General features: G+C 76.0%; 14 protein-coding genes. 4 read left to right on the plus strand and 10 right to left on the minus strand.

Annotated elements, in window-relative coordinates:
• Positions 1–11: 11 nt before the first annotated feature.
• From BJ976_RS03410 to BJ976_RS03420, 3 genes are read right to left on the minus strand one after another with little or no spacing between them, the layout of a single operon-like run.
• Entirely contained in the window at positions 12–1,172 is a 1,161-nt protein-coding gene (locus BJ976_RS03410; protein WP_135029644.1) for an Mrp/NBP35 family ATP-binding protein, read from the minus strand.
• Positions 1,169–1,957, minus strand: a complete 789-nt coding sequence (locus BJ976_RS03415; RefSeq protein WP_184231817.1) for a DUF1003 domain-containing protein — start codon at positions 1,955–1,957, stop codon at positions 1,169–1,171. Before BJ976_RS03415 ends, BJ976_RS03410 begins: the two co-directional genes overlap by 4 nt.
• Before the next feature lie 30 nt (positions 1,958–1,987).
• A complete protein-coding gene (locus BJ976_RS03420; RefSeq protein ID WP_135029642.1) occupies positions 1,988–3,268 on the minus strand; it encodes a magnesium transporter MgtE N-terminal domain-containing protein in 1,281 nt (426 codons plus the stop codon).
• Positions 3,269–3,322: 54 nt separating this feature from the next.
• Here BJ976_RS03420 and BJ976_RS03425 point away from each other — a divergent pair, with 54 nt between their 5' ends.
• The gene (locus BJ976_RS03425; RefSeq protein WP_135029639.1) at positions 3,323–4,144 is read left to right on the plus strand and encodes a YflT domain-containing protein; all 822 of its coding nucleotides are present in this window, start codon (positions 3,323–3,325) and stop codon (positions 4,142–4,144) included.
• Positions 4,145–4,151: 7 nt separating this feature from the next.
• On the opposite strand, the gene BJ976_RS03430 is transcribed toward BJ976_RS03425, so the two are convergent.
• Both BJ976_RS03430 and BJ976_RS03435 read right to left on the minus strand, forming a co-directional pair.
• Complete coding sequence (locus BJ976_RS03430) at positions 4,152–5,990, minus strand: pyruvate kinase (RefSeq protein WP_135029637.1); 1,839 nt, start codon at positions 5,988–5,990, stop codon at positions 4,152–4,154.
• Between the two features lie 70 nt (positions 5,991–6,060).
• On the minus strand, positions 6,061–7,632 hold the full coding sequence (locus tag BJ976_RS03435; protein ID WP_229667389.1) for an aminopeptidase P family protein: 1,572 nt from the start codon (positions 7,630–7,632) through the stop codon (positions 6,061–6,063).
• 54 nt (positions 7,633–7,686) lie between these two features.
• Here BJ976_RS03435 and BJ976_RS03440 point away from each other — a divergent pair, with 54 nt between their 5' ends.
• Positions 7,687–8,544 (plus strand): PHP domain-containing protein, encoded by an 858-nt coding sequence (locus tag BJ976_RS03440; protein ID WP_135029633.1) that lies wholly within the window; start codon positions 7,687–7,689, stop codon positions 8,542–8,544.
• Positions 8,545–8,642: 98 nt separating this feature from the next.
• On the opposite strand, the gene BJ976_RS03445 is transcribed toward BJ976_RS03440, so the two are convergent.
• The 5 genes from BJ976_RS03445 to BJ976_RS03465 form a co-directional block, all read right to left on the minus strand.
• Positions 8,643–10,310: a DEAD/DEAH box helicase gene (locus BJ976_RS03445; protein WP_135029631.1), complete on the minus strand. Its 1,668-nt coding sequence runs from the start codon at positions 10,308–10,310 to the stop codon at positions 8,643–8,645.
• 238 nt (positions 10,311–10,548) lie between these two features.
• Entirely contained in the window at positions 10,549–12,063 is a 1,515-nt protein-coding gene (locus BJ976_RS03450; RefSeq protein WP_135029629.1) for an RNB domain-containing ribonuclease, read from the minus strand.
• Positions 12,064–12,075: 12 nt separating this feature from the next.
• Positions 12,076–12,300, minus strand: a complete 225-nt coding sequence (locus BJ976_RS03455; protein WP_135029627.1) for a DUF3107 domain-containing protein — start codon at positions 12,298–12,300, stop codon at positions 12,076–12,078.
• Between the two features lie 115 nt (positions 12,301–12,415).
• Positions 12,416–13,045 (minus strand): TetR/AcrR family transcriptional regulator, encoded by a 630-nt coding sequence (locus BJ976_RS03460; protein WP_135029625.1) that lies wholly within the window; start codon positions 13,043–13,045, stop codon positions 12,416–12,418.
• Positions 13,046–13,047: 2 nt separating this feature from the next.
• Complete coding sequence (locus BJ976_RS03465; protein ID WP_135029622.1) at positions 13,048–14,403, minus strand: glutamyl-tRNA reductase; 1,356 nt, start codon at positions 14,401–14,403, stop codon at positions 13,048–13,050.
• A gap of 117 nt (positions 14,404–14,520) precedes the next feature.
• On the opposite strand from BJ976_RS03465, the gene hemE reads away from it, so the two are divergent.
• Together hemE and BJ976_RS03475 are read left to right on the plus strand one after the other, a co-directional pair.
• Positions 14,521–15,690, plus strand: coding sequence for a uroporphyrinogen decarboxylase (hemE, locus tag BJ976_RS03470; protein WP_229667387.1), 1,170 nt, complete (start codon positions 14,521–14,523; stop codon positions 15,688–15,690).
• Complete coding sequence (locus BJ976_RS03475; protein ID WP_135029618.1) at positions 15,687–17,201, plus strand: protoporphyrinogen/coproporphyrinogen oxidase; 1,515 nt, start codon at positions 15,687–15,689, stop codon at positions 17,199–17,201. Before hemE ends, BJ976_RS03475 begins: the two co-directional genes overlap by 4 nt.
• Position 17,202 lies beyond the last annotated feature (1 nt).

Genomic DNA, 17,202 nt, shown 5'->3' on the forward strand with positions numbered 1-17,202 from the left:
CCGGCGGCCGCTCAGCGGGGACGGAGGGGCAGCCCGCGTCCCCGCAGGCTCTGCGATCGCACGGCCAGGCGCGCGGCGACGTCGGCCAGGGCGCGGGCGGCGGGGCTGTCGGGTGCGCCGAGCACCACCGGGTCCCCGGCGTCCCCGCCGCGGCGCAGCGCCGGGTCCAGCGGCACGCTCCCCAGCAGGGGGACGTCCGTGCCCAGCACCCCGGAGAGCCGCTTGGCGACCTCGGCGCCGCCGCCGGCGCCGAACACGTCCAGCACCGTGCCGTCCGGCAGGGTCATCGGGCCCATGTTCTCCACCACGCCGGCCACCGTCTGGCCGGTCTGCTCCGCCAGCTGACCCGCACGGGCGGCCACCTGGGCGGCCGCGTGCTGCGGGGTGGTGACCACCACGAGCTCGGAGGCCGGCAGCAGCTGCGCGGTGGAGATGGCGATGTCCCCGGTGCCCGGGGGCAGGTCCACGAGGAGCACGTCCAAGTCCCCCCAGTGCACGTCCGTCACGAACTGCTCGAGCGCCCGGTGCAGCATCGGGCCGCGCCAGGCCACCGGCCGGTCGGCGTCGAGGAACATCCCGATCGAGATGACCTTCACGCCCCGGCTGACCGGCGGCAGGATCAGCTCCCCCACCCGCGTGGGCGACCCGGAGATCCCCAGCAGGCCCGGGATGGAGTAGCCGTGCACGTCGGCGTCGATCAGGCCCACGGCGAGCCCGCGCGCGGCGAGCGCGACCGCGAGGTTGGCCGTGACGGAGGACTTGCCGACCCCGCCCTTGCCGGAGGCCACCGCGAGCACGCGGGTCAGCGAGTCCGGGCCGAAGGGGTTCGCCGGGCGGGAGGCACGCAGGGCCTCCTGCAGCGCGGCGCGCTCGGCGGGCGTCATCACCCCCAGGACCACCTCGGCCTCCACGACGCCGGGCACGCGGCGGGCCGCGGCGACGACGTCGGCCTGGATGGTCCCGCGCAGCGGGCACCCCTCGATGGTGAGCAGCACGGTCACCCGCACCGCCCCGGGGGCGGTCTCCTCGACCGCGCGCACCATGCCGAGCTCCGTGACGGGCCGCCGGATCTCCGGGTCCACGACGTCGTCGAGCGCCGCGAGGACCGCGCGGGCCAGGTCCGTGGTGACCTCCGGTCTCGGGAGTCCACGCGGGGCGGGGGCGCCGCTCATGCGTCCGGCCCCTCGCCGCGCGGCGCGGCGTGGGAGCCGCCGGGGGTGCCCTCCCCGGCCCGGTCGCGGGCGGCGGCCTCCTCGGCCGCCTCCTGCGCGGCGATGATCGCCAGGGTGGTGGTGCCCGTGTCCTCCGCCTCGGACCGCGTGCCGTCCCGGTCGCGGGACTTGGCCTTCTTCTTGGGCTTCTGCTTGGCCTTGGGGGCGGGCTCGGCCGCGGCCGGGCCGGCGGCCTCGGCGCGCAGCTCGGCCCGGACCTCCTCGCGGATCGCCTCCCGCAGCTCGTCGACCAGGTCCTCCTGCACGCCGCGCAGCTCGCCGCGCACGTAGTCGCGCGTGGCCACGTCCTGCAGCACGAGCCGCAGGCCGGAGATCTCCCGGGTGAGGTACTCGGTGTCCGCGAGGTTCCGCTCGGCGCGGTCGCGGTCCTCACGCAGGGCGACCTTGTCCCGGTCGTCCTGGCGGTTCTGCGCGAGCAGCAGCAGCGGAGCGGCGTAGGAGGCCTGGAGGGAGAGCATGAGGGTCAGCGCTGTGAAGCCCAACGCCGCGGAGTCGAAGCGCAGGTCCTCGGGGCCGTACGAGTTCCAGCCGACCCAGAACAGGCAGAACAGCGTCATCCACAGCAGGAACTGCGGGGTGCCCATGAAGCGGGCGATGCCCTCGGTCCACTCCCCGAAGGCGTCCGGGTTGGGGCTCAGCCGGGGGATCCGGCGCCGCCGCGCGCTCAGGGGTGTGTCCAGGCCGGTGGCCCGGGCCTCGCGGGGGTCACGGGGGGACGGGGACATGCTCACTCCTTCGGGACGGTCGGGGCGGGGTCAGGGGCGGGCCGGTGTCGCGCCATCGGGCTCGGGGGTCTCGTCCGGGTCCATGGCGCGCCAGTCCTCGGGGAGGATGTGGTCCAGCACGTCGTCCACGCTGACCGCGCCCACCACGCGGTGCTGGGCGTTGACCACCGGGATGGAGGTCAGGTTGTACGTGGCGAGCTCGCGGGTCACGTGGACCACGGAGTCCAGGTCGGACACCGGCTCGAGGTCCTTGTCCATGATGTTGCCGATCGCCTCGGGCGGCGGGTAGCGCAGCAGGCGCTGGAAGTGCACGACGCCCAGGTACCGCCCGGTGGGGGTCTCCAGCGGGGGGCGGGCCACGATCACCAGGGAGGCCAGGGCGGGGGAGATCTCCTGCTGGCGGATGGTGGCCATGGCCTCGGCCACCGTGGCCTCCGGGGGCAGGACCACGGGCACGGGCGTCATGACGGAGCCCACCGTGTCCTCCTCGTACTCCAGCAGCCGGCGCACGTCCTCCGCGTCCTCCGGCTCCATGAGCTCGAGCAGCAGCTCCTGCTGGGAGTCGGGCAGCTCGTGGAGGAGGTCCGCGGCGTCGTCGGGGTCCATCTCCTCGAGGACGTCCGCGGCGCGCTCGACGTCCAGGTGGGAGAGGATCTGGACCTGGTCGTCGTCGGGCAGCTCCTGGAGGACGTCGGCCAGGCGCTCGTCCTGGAGCTCGTTGGCCACCTCCACGCGACGCTTCTCCGTCATCTCGTGGAGCATGTCCGCGAGGTCGGCGGCCTTGAGGTCCTCATGGGCGGCCACGAAGCTCGTGGCGGCCTGCGGTGCGGAGGCCGTGCCCCAGAGGGCCTCGTCCCAGGCCACCAGCAGGTGTTCGCCCTTCGACCGGCCGAACGCGGTGCGGCCGGTGTCCCGGCGCACGTAGAGGTCGGAGACCAGCCAGTCGCCGTTGCGCTGACGCTCCAGGCCCAGGTCCTCGACGACGGCCTCGCCCGAGCCGTCCGTGAGGTGCACGCGCCGGTCGAAGAGGTCGCCGGCCACGGTCTGCTCCGCGCCGCGGCGGGAGAAGCGGCGCAGGTTGATCAGGCCGGTGGTGATGATCTGGCCCGAGTCCATCGACGTCACACGCGTCATGGGCACGAAGACGCGCTTCTTGCCGGGGACCTCGATGACGAGTCCGGTGGCGGCGGAACGGCCGGTGCGGCCGCGGTCGAGCACCACCACGTCCCGCAGGCGGCCGAGGCGGTCGCCGAGCGGGTCGAAGACGTCCAGGCCCAGCAGGCGGGCCACGAAGATCTTGGGGGAGTTCACCGGGCCAGCCTAGTGGCTGTGCCCCGCGCCTTCCGGGCCGGGCACAATGGGGTCATGTCCTTCATGATGACCTCCCCGTCCGGTCCTGCGGCCGGCGGCCTGCCCCAGGGCGAGCTGCTGGCCACCTACAGCACGTACGCGCAGGCGCGCGAGCAGGTGGACCGGCTGGCGGCCACGGACTTCCCCGTCAGCGCGGTCTCCATCGTCGGCAAGGACCTCCGGGTGGTGGAGCGGGTGCGCGGCCGCCTCGACTACGGGCAGGTGGCGCTCGGCGCTGCGCTGCGCGGGCTCCTGTTCGGCGCCCTGATCGGCGTCTTCCTGCTCATGTTCGACCCCAGCGGCGGCTGGATGCAGGTCCTCACCTCCGCCCTGCTGGGCGTGGCCGTGTGGATGATCTTCGGCGTCGTGGGCTTCGCCGCGCGCAAGGGCCGCCACGGGTTCGCCTCCACGCAGTACGTGGTCCCCGGCGGCTACGACCTGGTGGTGGCCTTCGAGCACGCCGCCCGGGCCCGCCAGGAGCTCGGCCTGACCGGCCGGCCCTCCGGGGTCGCGGACCAGGCGCCCGCTCCGGCCGTCGAGGACGGCGCTCCGGCGGAGCCGACCCCCGCCGTGCCCACGACGCCGATGCCCACGCAGGGCGGCTCCCACGCCGCCCCGGCACCCGGACAGGGACCGACGGATCCCGTCGACGCGTCGGCCTCCGCCGGTGCGACCGCGCCCGCCGACGCCGCCCCCACCGGCCTGGACCGCTCGTACGGCGTGTCGCTGCCGCCGGAGGAGGTCCAGCGGCTCATCGAGGCCCGTGGCGGCCGCCCCTCGCCCGTGCCCGGTCCCCAGGACGCCCCGCGCCCCGACCCGGACGCCCCGCAGCGCTGACCGAACCTCAGAGGGACCAGGAGCGCAGCCGGCGCAGCATGTCCCGCTTCTTGTCCGCGTGCCCGGCCATGCGCTCGAGGATGTCGGACAGGGCCTCCACGGCCTCGACGATGTAGGGGCCCTTGTTGAGCATGGCCGCCTCGGCGCGCTGGGCCATGGCGGCGTCGGTGATCTCCGCGCGCGAGGGCAGGCCGTCCTTGGCGAGCGACTCCAGCACCTGCGTCGCCCAGATGGCGGGCACGTGGGCGGCCTCGCACAGCCACAGGATCTCCTCCTGCAGCTCGGCCATCCGCTCGAACCCGGCCTCCACCGCGAGGTCGCCGCGCGCGATCATCACGCCCACGCCGTCCCAGCGCATCGCCTCCAGGAGCATGGCCGGCAGCCGCTCGAACGCCTCCACCGTCTCGATCTTCAGGGAGATCTCCACGTCCTGGGCGTCCTCGGCCTCGAGCGCGTCGATCAGCTGCGCCACGTCCTCCGCGGAGCGCACGAAGGACATGTTCACGACGTCCGCGTGGGCGGCGGCGAACGGCAGGCGGGAGCGGTCCTCCTCGGTCAGCGCCGGCAGGTCCAGGTACGTGTCCGGGAAGTTGACGCCCTTCTCGGCCTTGAGCTTCGCGCCGGAGGGTCCGGCCCCGATGACCGTCAGGGTGATGCGCTCGCCGTCGTTGGCGTCCACGCGTCCGGTGATCTTCCCGTCGTCGATCAGCACACGGTCTCCGGGGGACACGTCCCGGAACGCCTGGGGCAGGGAGCAGCCGATCACGTAGGGCGGCTCCGTGACCGCCGGCTGCGGCTCCATGGACCGGGTCAGCACGATCTGCTCGCCCCCGTGCACGCGCATGGCCCGTGCCGTGGTCGGCAGCTCCCCGGCCGTGAGCGTGCCGTGTGGGGTGTCCACCTCGGTGCCGGTGGCCCAGTAGACGGTCTTCTCGCACGTCAGGAGCACCCCCGCACCGGTGGCCGCCCGCACGGTCAGCACGCGGTCGGAGTCCCGCGCATCGGTGAGCATCGCCTGCTCGCCCGGGGCCAGCCGGCCCAGCACGTCCTCGGCCCCGGGGGCCAGGGGCACGACGACGGCGTCCTCGGCCTCAGGCGCGTCCGCCGCCCCCAGCCACACGCGGGAGGACACGAGCACCCGCCCGTCGACGTCGCGGCCGGGCTTGACCTTCCGCACCCGGGGGCCGGGCTCGAGCGGGCCGGTCCGGAGCTTGGGGCCCGCGAGGTCCATCGCCACCCGCGGGGCGGGGCGACCCTCGGCCGCGTCCGCTCGGACGTGGGCGATCATGCGCTCCCAGGCGGCCTCGTCGTCGTGCGCGCAGTTCACGCGGGCCAGGTCCATGCCCGCCGCGGCGAGGCGCCGGACCAGGTCCGGGTCGTCGGCGGCCTCCGAGGGCAGGGTGACCATGATGCGGGTGTCCCGCTCGGGGCGCACGGGGCCCAGCAGCTGCTCCGCCCGCTCCTCGAGGACGTCCCGGCCCGCGGCGGGGGTGAGGGGGGCCGCCTCCTCCGCGGGGGAGGGGACCGGGTCCCCGGGGCGGGGCGCGTGGCCGGCGAGCGCGTGCAGGGCCGTCAGGACGGCGTCCAGGTGGCCGAGCACGCCCGCCTCCATGCGGCCGAGCGAGGACAGCCCGACGGCGGAGAGCGCGTCCTGCAGGGGACGCAGGTCCTCCGCGCGCAGGGCCACGTAGTGCACGAGGTTCCGGGCGGAGGCCCGGTGGCGCTCGGCCACCCGGTCCAGGCGCGCGGACTGGTCCCGCTCGGCGCGCACGAGGCGGGCCCGGAGGGCCTCGACCTCCTCGATCAGGGCGTCGGGGGCGGGCGCGGTGTCGGCGAGGGAGGCCATGGACCCGACCCTAGCCAGCGGCCCGCCGGGGGACACGCCCTGGCGGGCCGCCGGCCGGGGAGGGGAGGCCTCAGCCCTGCAGGCGGGCCATCCAGGCCTCGATGTCCTCCGGCGTGCGGGGCAGGGCCGCGGAGAGGTTCTCGGCACCGTCCTCGGTGACCAGGACGTCGTCCTCGATGCGCACGCCGATGCCCCGGTACTCCTCGGGGACGGCGAGGTCCTCGGCCTTGAAGTACAGGCCCGGCTCGATGGTGAAGACCATGCCGGGCTCGAGCACGCCGTCCAGGTAGAGCTCCCGCTTCGCCTGGGCGCAGTCGTGCACGTCCAGGCCGAGGTGGTGGGAGGTGCCGTGCGGCATCCAGCGGCGGTGGTGCTGACCCTCCTCGGACAGCGCCTCCTCCGCGGACACCGGCAGCAGGCCCCACTCGTCCAGGTGCGCCACGAGCACGCGCATCGCCTCCGCGTGGATCTCCCGGAACCGGATGCCCGGGCGGACGATCGCGAAGGCAGCGTCGGCGGCCTCCAGCACGGCCCGGCAGATCCGGCGCTGCACGTCCGTGTAGGTCCCGTTCACCGGCAGGGTGCGGGTGATGTCCGCCGTGTAGAGCGAGTCGTCCTCCACGCCGGCGTCCAGCAGCAGCAGGTCCCCGTCCCGGACCTCGCCGGTGTTGCGGATCCAGTGCAGCACGGTGGCGTTGTTGCCGGCGGCGGCGATCGTGTCGTAGCCCAGGTCGTTGCCCTCCACACGGGCGCGGGCGAAGAAGGCGCCCTCCACCACGCGCTCGCCGCGGGCGTGGCCCACGGCGCGCGGCAGGGCGCGCACCACGTCCTCGAACCCGGCGATCGTGGCGGCCACGGAGGCCCGCATCCGCTCGACCTCCCACGCGTCCTTCACCAGGCGCAGCTCGGAGAGGGCCTCGGTGAGCGCGGCGTCCCCGGCCTCGGCGGCCTGCACGTCCACCTCCGCCTCCTGCCGTGCGCGCGCCACGAGGGCGTCCATGTCCTGGTCCGCCTCGCGCAGCAGGCGCACCCGCGTGGCCTCCAGGTCCTTGGTGACGGCCGTCTCGAGCTCCTCGAGGCCGGCGGTGCGCAGGCCCGTGCGCGCGGCCATCTCGGCCAGGGTGGGACGGGCCCCGACCCAGAACTCGCCCGCGCGGGGGTCGGAGTAGAACTGCTCGGAGTCCCGGCCGGCGAGGGGCCGGAAGTACAGGGTGGCGGCGTGGTCCGTGCCGTCGTCGCCGGTGGCGGCGTCCACGGGCTCGAGGACGAGCACGGCGTCCGGTTCGTGGTCCGCGCCGAGGCCCGTCAGGTGCGCGAAGGCCGAATGCGCCCGGAAACGGTAGTCCGTGTCGTTCGAGCGGACCTTCAGCCGGCCGGCGGGCACCACGATCCGCTCGCCGGGGAAGGCGGCCGAGACGGCGGCGCGACGGCGCGCGGCGTGCGGGGCCGAGGCGTCGGGGTCGGGCAGGGCGTCCGGGGCGGGGGCCCACTGCGAGCCCATGAAAGCACGGAACGCGTCCGAGGCGGGCTTCTGCGAGCGGTTCTCCACGCGCTCGGCCAGGGGTTGGGGCGAGACGGCGGGCGCGGTGGCGCCGCCCTCGGGGGAGAGGTCGTCGGGCTGCTGGGGCAGGGAGTCGGTCATGGCCCCCATGCTCTCACCGCCGCCGGTGCAGGCGCCGCCCCGTACGCTGGGGGCATGTCCGCGGCCCGCTACGACCTCCACACCCACTCCACCGAGTCGGACGGCACCGAGCCGCCCGCGGACGTGGTGCGCGCCGCCGCCCGCGCCGGACTGGACGGCCTCGCGCTCACGGACCACGACACCACCGCCGGCTGGGCCGCGGCGGCCGAGGCCGCGCGCGCCGAGGGCGTTCTCCTGGTGCCCGGCATGGAGATGTCCTGCATGGCCGCGGACGGCACCAGCGTGCACCTGCTCAGCTACCTGCACGACCCCGGGGATCCGGGCCTGCGCGCCGAGCTGGACACCTCCCGCGCGTCCCGGCTCACGCGCGCCCAGCGGATGACCGACCGCCTGGCCGAGGACTTCCCCATCACGTGGGACCTGGTGCGGGAACACGCGAGCGAGAACGCCACGATCGGCCGGCCGCACATCGCGGACGCCCTCGTCACCGCGGGGGTGGTGACGGACCGCTCCGCCGCGTTCGCCACGATCCTCACCGGCCGTTCCCGCTACTACGTCCCGCATCACGCCGCGGACCCGGTGGAGGCGGTGCGGCTGGTCCGCGCCGCCGGCGGGGTCCCGGTGTTCGCCCACCCCCGCGCGCTCATGCGTGGACGCGTGGTGGACCTGGAGGTGATGGAGGCGATGATCGAGGCGGGCCTCGCCGGCCTCGAGGCCGACCACCGGGACAACCCCGAGCCCGAGCGCACCTGGCTGCGCGAGCTCGCCGCCCGCCACGGCCTGTTCGTCACCGGCTCCTCCGACTACCACGGCACCGGCAAGCCCAACCTGATCGGCGAGTTCACCACCGACGCGGAGGTGCTGGCCGAGATCGAGCACCAGGCCACGGGCACGGCGGTCGTGCGCGGCTGACCGCGCGCGTCCCCCCGCCGGGACCCGGCACGACGACGGCGGCCCGTCCCCTCGCATCGAGGGGACGGGCCGCCGCGGCGTCGGGGGCCGGGGAGGGCTCAGCCGTCCAGGACCTCGCCGTTGCGGCGGCGGGTGCGCGAGCGACGACGGCGTCCGCCCTCGACCGGGGCCTGCTCCCGCGCGGGGGCCTCCGTGCGCTCCGTGCGGGGCGACCGCTCCTCACGCGGGGCGCGCTCCTCGCGAGGGGCGCGCTCACGGCGCTCCCCGCCGCGCTCGTTCCCCCGGCGGCCGCCACGGCCGCCCTCGCGCTCGCCGCGGCCGTCCCGGCGCCCGACGCGTCCGCCGTCGCGGGACCGGCCACCGCGGCCGCCGCGCTCGCGCTCCTTCGACTCGGGGCCGCCGAGGTCCTCGAGGAGCTCGGCGTCGAGGCCCTCGAGGGTGCGCTTCTCCTTCGGCAGCCGGCCCTTCGTGCCCTTCGGGATGCCGAGGTCCTCGAACAGGTGCGGGGAGGAGGAGTACGTCTCGCGAGGTTCCGGCTGGCCGAGGCCGAGGGCCTTGTCGATCAGGGACCAGCGCGGCATGTCCTCCCAGTCCACCAGGGTCACGGCGGTGCCCTTGTGGCCTGCGCGGCCGGTGCGGCCCACGCGGTGCACGTAGGTCTTCTCGTCCTCGGGGGCCTGGAAGTTGAACACGTGCGTGACGTCGTCGACGTCGATGCCGCGGGCGGCGACGTCGGTGGCCACGAGGATGTCCACCTTGCCGCTGCGGAACGCGCGGAGGGCCTGCTCGCGGGCGCCCTGGCCGAGGTCGCCGTGTAGGGGGCCGGCCGCGAAGCCGCGCTGGGTGAGCTCGTCCGCCACGCGGGCGGCGGTGCGCTTGGTGCGGGTGAACACGATGGTCCGGCCGCGGCCCTCGGCCTGCAGGGCGCGGGCCACGAGCTCGTCCTTGTCCATGTGGTGGGCGCGGTAGACGAGCTGACGGATGTCCTTCTTCGTCAGGCCCTCGTCCTCGGGGTCGTGCGCGCGGATGTGGGTGGGCCGGGTCATGTACCGGCGGGCCATCGCGACGACGGGACCGGGCATGGTGGCGGAGAAGAGCATGGTCTGACGGGCGGCGGGCACGGCGGACAGCAGGGTCTCGACGTCCGGGAGGAAGCCGAGGTCCAGCATCTCGTCGGCCTCGTCCAGCACCACGGTGGCCACGTGGTCCAGGCGCAGGTGCTTCTGCCGCATGAGGTCGATCAGGCGGCCGGGGGTGCCGACGACGATGTCGACGCCGCGCTGGAGCTCCTCGATCTGGGGCTCGTAGGCGCGGCCGCCGTAGATGGTGGCGATGCGCAGCGGGCGGTGCTTGGCGGCGGCCACGAGGTCGCCGGCCACCTGGACGGCGAGCTCGCGGGTGGGGGCCACGATCAGGGCCTGGGGGGCCCCGGCGCGGCCGTCGGCCTCGCGTTCGGCCCAGCCGTCCTCGCCCGGGCCCACGGCGCGCTGCAGCGCGGGGATGCCGAAGCCCAGGGTCTTGCCGGTGCCGGTCTTCGCGTGGCCGATGATGTCGTGGCCGCCGAGGGCCACGGGGAGGGTCATGGCCTGGATGGGGAAGGGGTGCTCGATGCCCTTCTCCGCCAGCGCGCGGACGATCGGCTCCTCGACGCCGAAGTCGGCGAAGGTCTGCTCGGGCTCGGCGGGGGCCGTCTCGGGGGTGACGGTGTCCGCGGCGACGTCGGCGACGTCCGGTTGGGTCTCGGGTGCGGGGGTGTTCTCGGTCATGGCGTCTCGCAGTTCGTCTCGTGCGCCGCGGCCTCCTCGAGGCCGTCCTCGGGCGAGCCGGGCGCGGTGGTGGAGAGCCGATCGCGGGGAACACGGGCGGGTCCGGGTCGGGCCCCGTGGAACCGGTCTGGGCCGCGGTGCGAGCGCGGGCCCGTGCCGGATCCGGCAGGTCGTGCGCCGTCGGCCGGAGTCGGCGGACGGCGAGGCGGGGTGATCAGATGCGACCGGTCATCCCGGGTCAGCGTGAGCTGTCCGGCCAGTCTACCCCCGAGGCGGTGACCGTCCCCGAGGCCACGTCCACGGCCTCGATCCGCACGGACACGTCCGTGCCGGGCTCCGCGCGGCCGGGCACGCGCAGCGCCACGGGCGGCTCGGTCAGCTGGACGTCCGTGCCGCGCTCTGTGGAGCGCACCGCGGATCCGGCCAAGACCGCGCCAACGTGCTCGGCCAGGACGGCGGCCTCCACGAGCTCCTCGGCGGCGCGGTCGGCCGCGGATGCGCGCCGGCCGGAGTCCGCCATCAGGGCGGGCAGCTCCGGGAGGGCGGCCCGTGCCCACTCCGGCGCCTCGGCGTCCGTGACGTGGGCGTGGCACAGGGCTAGGACGAACCGGTCCACGAGCCGGCGGAGAGGGGCGGTGGCGTGGGCGTACGGTGCGGCCAGGGCCGCCTGTTCGGGGTCCTCCGGCGGCGTGCGCAGGGCGGGGTCCTCCGCCCGCGCGTCGAACGCGGTGTACCCGGCGCCGCGGAAGAGGGAGGTGGCCGCGTGCATCACGGCCAGGCCCCGGGGGTCGGCCGGGTCCACCGAGCGCAGGTACGCCCCGTAGTCCGTGCCGGGCTCCCACGGCAGGCCGAGGGCGCGGGTGCGGGCGCGGAAGGCGTCCACCGCGTCCCGGTCCGGGGCGGGCATGGTGCGCAGGATCCCGACGCCGGCCTCCAGCATGATCTCCGCCGCCGCCATGCCGGTCATGAGGGACAGCTGGGCGTTGTGGTCCTCCGCGGGCAGGGGGACGCGGCGGGTGATCCGGTAACGGCCGTCCACCACCGCGATCTCCTGGTCCGGCATGCTCAGGGAGGCGCCGCCGCGCGCGGCCTCCTGCGCGGTGCGCCGCGCCCCGACCTCGGGGAGCAGGGCCAGGGAGGCGCGCACCTCCGCGGGCCAGTCGGCGGCGGCGGGGTCGGCGTCGTCGTCGAGGAACGCCTGGACCTCGGGGTAGGCCAGCTGGAGACGCGAGCGGACCCGGGCGCGGCTCAGGGCGGTGTCCGTGACCGTGCCGTCCTCGGCGAGCGTGAACGTCCAGACGAACGCCGGCCGGTCCTGCCCCGGGAGCAGGGACGCGGCGTCCTCGCTGAGCACGGCCGGGTGCAGGGGCACACGGCCGTCCGGCAGGTACACGGTCTGGCCGCGGCGGCGGGCCTCGGCGTCCACCGCGCCCTCGGGGGTCACGAACGCGGGGACGTCCGCGATCGCGTAGCGCACGGTCAGCCGCCCGGCTCCCGCCTCCTCGAGGTGTAGGGCCTGGTCCAGGTCCGTGGACCCGGCCGGGTCCACGGTCACGAACGGCACCGCCGTCAGGTCCTCGCGGTCGGGGTCCGTCGCGGCCTGCGACGGGACCACCGCCGCGGCGGCCTGCGCCTCGGCGAGCACCTCGGCGGGGAACTCCGCGGGCAGCTCGAGCTCGGTGCGCAGGGCGGCGAGACGGGCGCCGAGGGCGGCGTCCGCCTCACCGTGCACCGCGAGGGCGTGATGCGGCATGGGGGGCCGAGGTCAGACGGCGGCGAAGCCCAGGGGGCCGGACTTGCGGGCGCCGATCTCCACGAAGCCGATGCGGTCGCCCGGGACCACGACCTGGCGGCCCTTGGCGTCGGCCAGGGAGAGCACCGAGCCGTCGGCGATCGCGGCGTCCACGAGCGCGCGCACCTCCTCGGCGGTCTGCTCGCTCTCCAGGACGACCTCACGGCCGACATGCTGCACACCGATGCGGATCTCCATGGTCCTCACGTTCCTCTCGTGGGCGGGGTCTAGTGGTCAGCGGCCAGCCTACGGGAGGGGACCCGGGGGCGGGGCCGGGCGCGCACGCCGTTCACCCCGGGGCGTAACGGGGGTCTCAGCCCTCGACGGGGCGGTCCGGGATGGCCTCGAGGCCGCGCCACAGCACCTGCTCGACGGCCTCCGCGGTCTCCTGGGCCGTGGGGCGGCCGTCCTCGTGGACGTGGTCCGCCCAGTGGCGGGCGGCGCCCAGGACCATCTCGACGACGCCCCGCGCCACGACCTGCGCCAGCACGCCCTCCACCATGGTGTCGACGGAGAGGATCCGGGTGATCTGTGCCGCGATCGACTCCCGCACCGCCTCCACCCGGCATTGGACCTCGGGGTCGTGCTCGGCACCGGACTCGAAGATCAGGCGGTGCGAGCGCTCGGGCGTGTCCATGTAGGCGAACACCGCATGGACCGTGCTGTGGGAGCGCTCGCGGTTGTCGTCCGTGCGCTCGATCGCCGCGGTCAGCCGGCGGTCCAATTCGGCGACCTCCCCGTCCAGCAGGGCGAGGAACAGCTCGTGCTTGCCCGAGAAGTGCTGGTACAGCACGGGCTTGGACACCTGGGCGCGTTCGGCGATCTCGTCCATCGCCGCGCCGGTGTAGCCCTGCTCGGCGAACACGGCGCGGGCCACGTCCATCAGCTGGGCGCGGCGCTGCTCGCGCGGCATGCGGGGGGTGCGGGACACGGTCTCGGTCATGGTCAGGCGCTCCTGCGGGCGGCGTCGTCGTCTCCGGTCCCGTGGGCGGGGCAGCCGTCCGGCGGTGCGGTCTCGGCCCGCGCCGTCGCCGGTGCGGGGATCTCGAAGAGCACCTCGAGGGCGTGCTCGTACTCGTCCAGCCGGCCCTCGGCGGCGAGTTCGCGGGCGCGGACGCTGGGCGCGTGCAGGAGCTGGTTCACCATGCGGCGCAGGGCGAAGTGGACCTCCTCGGCGGCGGCCGTGCACCCGTGCCGGGTGCGCACCCGCTCCATCTCCCGGTCGAGGGCGGCGGTCGTGTGCCGGCGCAGGGCCTTGATCGCCTCGTCCGCGGTGCGGCCGCGGCGGGCGGCCGAGTACTCCGTCACGGCGCCCTCCACCAGCGCCCGGGCCTCCGCGACGGCGGCCTCCGCCTGCTCGGGCGCGGCCAGGCGCACCGACTCCAGGGTGATCAGGTCCACGCCGTCGAGCTCCGTGACGGCCGGGTCGAAGTCGCGGGACAGCGCGAGGTCCACCACGGTGAGCGGGCGGTCGGTCCCGGCGCGCAGCTCTGCCAGGCGCTCCGGGCTGATCTGCCGGTCTCCCCCGGAGGAGCCGATGATCACGTCCGCCTCCGCGGCCGCCCCCGCCACGTCCGCGCCGCCCAGGGCCAGGGCCCAGCCGCCGCGGTCGGCCACGAACTGGGCGGCCCGGCCCGAGGCGGAGTGGACGCCCACGGCCTCGGCCCCGCGCTCGGCGAGCTGGGCGAGCGTGGTGCCCGCGTACGCGCCCGTGCCGATCAGCAGGACGGCGGCGCCGGACCAGAACTCGCGGCGCGCGGCCTCGTCCATGAGCCCGCGCAGCTCCTCCGTGAGGTCGAGGGCCACCGAGACCACCGAGCGGCCCGTGGCGCCGAGCGCGGTGCGGGCCCCCACGTCCTTGGCGGTGCGCGTGGCGGACTCGAAGAGCCGCACAAGGGAGCCCGTGGCCGTGCCCTCGGCGCGGGCCTGGACGAGGGCGCGGCGCACCTGGCCGGCGATCTCCCGTTCGCCCACCACCGCGGAGTCCAGGCCGGCAGCCACCTCGAACAGGTGCCGGGCGGTGGCGTCGGCGTCGAGCACGCGGAAGGCGGAGCGGACGGACTCCGCGGGCAGCTCGCTGCGCTCGGCGATCGCGTCGACCAGCCGCTCACGGGCGGCGTCGACGTCCCCGTCGCGGGCCTCCGCGTAGACCTCCACGCGGTTGCACGTGGACAGCACGACGGCCCCGTCCGCCCGGTCGGCGGTCAGGGCGGCCCCGACGCCGGCGGCCCCCGCGCTCAGGCGGGCCACCGTGTCCAGGCTCAGGTCTTTGTGGGAGGCCACGAGGGAGAAGACAGTCACAGCGCCGTCCATCCTAGCGCCGTCGCGGGAGCGGTCGGGGGAGGTGACCTGCGGACTCCGGGTCCCGCCGCCACGCCGATGCCGCCCCGCGCCGCGATCGGTGGGAGAATGGGCCGCATGTCCGCTCAGACCACGTCCTCCGACGCGCCGACCGGCCTGCCGGCCGAGCACCCCCTGCGCACCGCCGACCCCGCCCGCTCCACCGCCCGGAGCCCGCTCGTCCGGGCCCTGCGGGGGCAGGAGCCCACCCGGAACCCCGTGTGGTTCATGCGGCAGGCGGGCCGTTCGCTGCCGGAGTACCGCCGCGTGCGCGAGGGGATCGGCATGCTCGAGTCGTGCCTCCAGCCGGAGCTCGCCGCCGAGATCACCCTCCAGCCCGTGCGCCGCCACGACGTGGACGCGGCCATCTTCTTCTCCGACATCGTGGTGCCCCTGCGCCTGGCGGGCGTGGACGTCGAGATCCAGCCCGGCGTCGGGCCCGTGCTGGGCCGCCCCGTGCGCACGGCCGAAGACGCCGCCGCCCTGCCTCCGCTCGAGGACGACGCACTGGACGTCATCCGCGAGGCCGTGACCCGCACGGTCGCCGAGCTCGGCGACCGCCCCCTGATCGGCTTCGCCGGAGCCCCGTTCACCCTGGCCGCCTACATGGTGGAGGGCCGCCCGTCCCGCGACCACATGGGCCCGCGCCGCATGATGCACGGGGATCCGGACACGTGGGCCGCCCTGGCCGGGTGGGCCGCCACGGTCTCCGGCCAGTTCCTGCGGGCCCAGCTCGAGGCGGGCGCGTCGGCCGCCCAGCTGTTCGACTCGTGGGCGGGTTCGCTCTCCGCGGAGGACTACCTCCGCCACGTCCAGCCGCACTCGGCGACGGCGTTCGCGCATGTGGCGGACATCGCCGGACCCGCCGTGGCGGACGGGGCCCCGCTGCTGCACTTCGGCACCGGCACGGGAGAGTTCCTGCACCACCTGCGCGACGCCGGCGCCACCGCGGTGGGCGTGGACCACCGCATCACCCTGGCGGAGGCGCACCGTCGACTCGCGGCGCACCCCGGCCCGGACGGCCGCGGCGCGGTACCGCTGCAGGGCAACATCGACCCCGCCCTGCTGGGCGCCCCGTGGCCGGTGCTCGAGGCGCACGTGCGCGACGTCGTCGCCTCCGGCACCGCCGCCCCGGGCCACGTGGTGAACCTCGCCCACGGCGTGCCGCCGGAGACCGATCCCGAGGTCCTGACCCGGGTGGTGGAGCTCATCCACGCCCTGCCCGTGGGGGAGGGGGGTCAGGCGTGACCGGCTCGGCCCTCGTGGTCGGCGGCGGGATCGCCGGCCTGCTCGCCGCCCGCCGGCTCCACGAGCAGGGCTGGGCGGTCACGCTGGCGGAGGCGACCTCCGTGCTGGGCGGCACGGTGTCCTCCCGGTTCCTGGACGTGCCGTCCGCGTCCGACTCGGGCACGCCGAAGACGCAGACCCTCGAGCTCGACGGCGGCGCCGAGTCCTACGCGGTGCGCGGCGCCGCGATGCAGGCCCTCGTGGACGAGCTGGGCCTGGACGAGCACGTGGTGGCCCCGGAGCCGCTGGGCTCGTGGCTGCACGGCCCGGACGGCGCCCACCCCGCGCCGCGCCTGGGCCTGGTGGGCATCCCCGGAGACCTGCACGCCCCCGACGTGGCGGCCGCCCTGAGCCCCGCGGGGCTGGAGCGGGCCCTCGAGGACGAGCGCGCCCCCATGGACCGCTGGGCGCGGGCGCTGGCCGAGGGCACGTCCGTCACCGTGGCGGAGCTGGTCTCGGACCGCCTCGGCGAGGAGGTCCTCCGGCGCCTCGTGAGCCCCGTGGTGGCCGGCGTGCACTCCGCCGACCCGGCCGTGGTGGACGTGGAGCGCGTGGCCCCGGGCCTGCTCCGCGCGGCCGTGGACGCGGGCTCGCTGTCCGCCGGCGTCGCCGCCCTGCGGGGCGGCGTCACCCCCGGGGCGGCCGTGGCCGGGATCGACGGCGGCATGGCCAAGGTCACTGGCCGGCTCGTGACCAGCCTGCGCGAGGCCGGCGTCACGGTGCTGCGCGGCGTGCGCGTGGCCGCCCTGTCCCGCATGGGCGAGGACGGGCGCTGGTGGGCGCAGATCTCCGACCGGGACGACGAGGTGGTGCGCGGCCTGGACGTGGACCGCGTGGTGCTCGCCGTGGACGGCGTCACCGCCTGGCACCTGCTGGCCCCGCTGAACCAGGACGTCCTGGATCCGGCCGCCGGCCCCCAGCTCGGCGAGGGGATCGCGCTGGCGGTCCTGGTGGTCGAGGCCCCCGGGCTCGACGACGCCCCGCGCGGCACCGGCGTCCTCGTGTCCCCGGGCACGGGGGTGCGCGCCAAGGCCCTCACCCACGCGACCGCCAAGTGGGCCTGGCTGCGCACGGTGGTGACCCGGCCCGGCCGGGACGGCGTGCCCCGCCATCCGCACCGCCATATGCTGCGCCTGTCCTACGGGCGGCAGGGCGGGGACGCGGACGAGCTGGGCTTCCGCAGCACGGACGAGCAGCTGCTGGCCGCGGCCCTCGAGGACGCCGCCGCGCTCACGGGCGTGCCGTTGGCGGAGGAGGACGTGCTGAACTCCACCGTGGTGCGCTGGCGCGCACCGATCCCGCCGCAGCACGGCCCGGACCGCGAGGCCATGGACGCCCTGGTCCGGTGGGCCACCGACGTGCCGGGGCTGGACCTGGTGGGCTCGTGGGTGCACGGCACCGGCCTGGCCGCCGTCGTGGCCGGCGTGGAGCGCACCGTGGGCCGCGGCGCGGGCCTCGCCGCCGCCGACTGAC

Origin of the sequence: Micrococcus flavus, from assembly GCF_014204815.1 — a bacterium.
In the GTDB taxonomy this organism is placed as follows: domain Bacteria; phylum Actinomycetota; class Actinomycetes; order Actinomycetales; family Micrococcaceae; genus Micrococcus; species Micrococcus flavus.

What these genes read in the sequence shown, in the direction of transcription:
- BJ976_RS03460 (WP_135029625.1), bottom strand. Translation starts at nt 13,045, where the DNA reads ATGACCGAGACCGTGTCCCGCACCCCCCGCATGCCGCGCGAGCAGCGC.
- BJ976_RS03440 (WP_135029633.1), top strand. Translation starts at nt 7,687, where the DNA reads ATGTCCGCGGCCCGCTACGACCTCCACACCCACTCCACCGAGTCGGAC.
- BJ976_RS03425 (WP_135029639.1), top strand. Translation starts at nt 3,323, where the DNA reads ATGTCCTTCATGATGACCTCCCCGTCCGGTCCTGCGGCCGGCGGCCTG.
- BJ976_RS03410 (WP_135029644.1), bottom strand. Translation starts at nt 1,172, where the DNA reads ATGAGCGGCGCCCCCGCCCCGCGTGGACTCCCGAGACCGGAGGTCACC.
- BJ976_RS03430 (WP_135029637.1), bottom strand. Translation starts at nt 5,990, where the DNA reads ATGGCCTCCCTCGCCGACACCGCGCCCGCCCCCGACGCCCTGATCGAG.
- BJ976_RS03450 (WP_135029629.1), bottom strand. Translation starts at nt 12,063, where the DNA reads ATGCCGCATCACGCCCTCGCGGTGCACGGTGAGGCGGACGCCGCCCTC.
- hemE (WP_229667387.1), top strand. Translation starts at nt 14,521, where the DNA reads ATGTCCGCTCAGACCACGTCCTCCGACGCGCCGACCGGCCTGCCGGCC.
- BJ976_RS03455 (WP_135029627.1), bottom strand. Translation starts at nt 12,300, where the DNA reads ATGGAGATCCGCATCGGTGTGCAGCATGTCGGCCGTGAGGTCGTCCTG.
- BJ976_RS03415 (WP_184231817.1), bottom strand. Translation starts at nt 1,957, where the DNA reads ATGTCCCCGTCCCCCCGTGACCCCCGCGAGGCCCGGGCCACCGGCCTG.
- BJ976_RS03435 (WP_229667389.1), bottom strand. Translation starts at nt 7,632, where the DNA reads ATGACCGACTCCCTGCCCCAGCAGCCCGACGACCTCTCCCCCGAGGGC.
- BJ976_RS03445 (WP_135029631.1), bottom strand. Translation starts at nt 10,310, where the DNA reads ATGACCGAGAACACCCCCGCACCCGAGACCCAACCGGACGTCGCCGAC.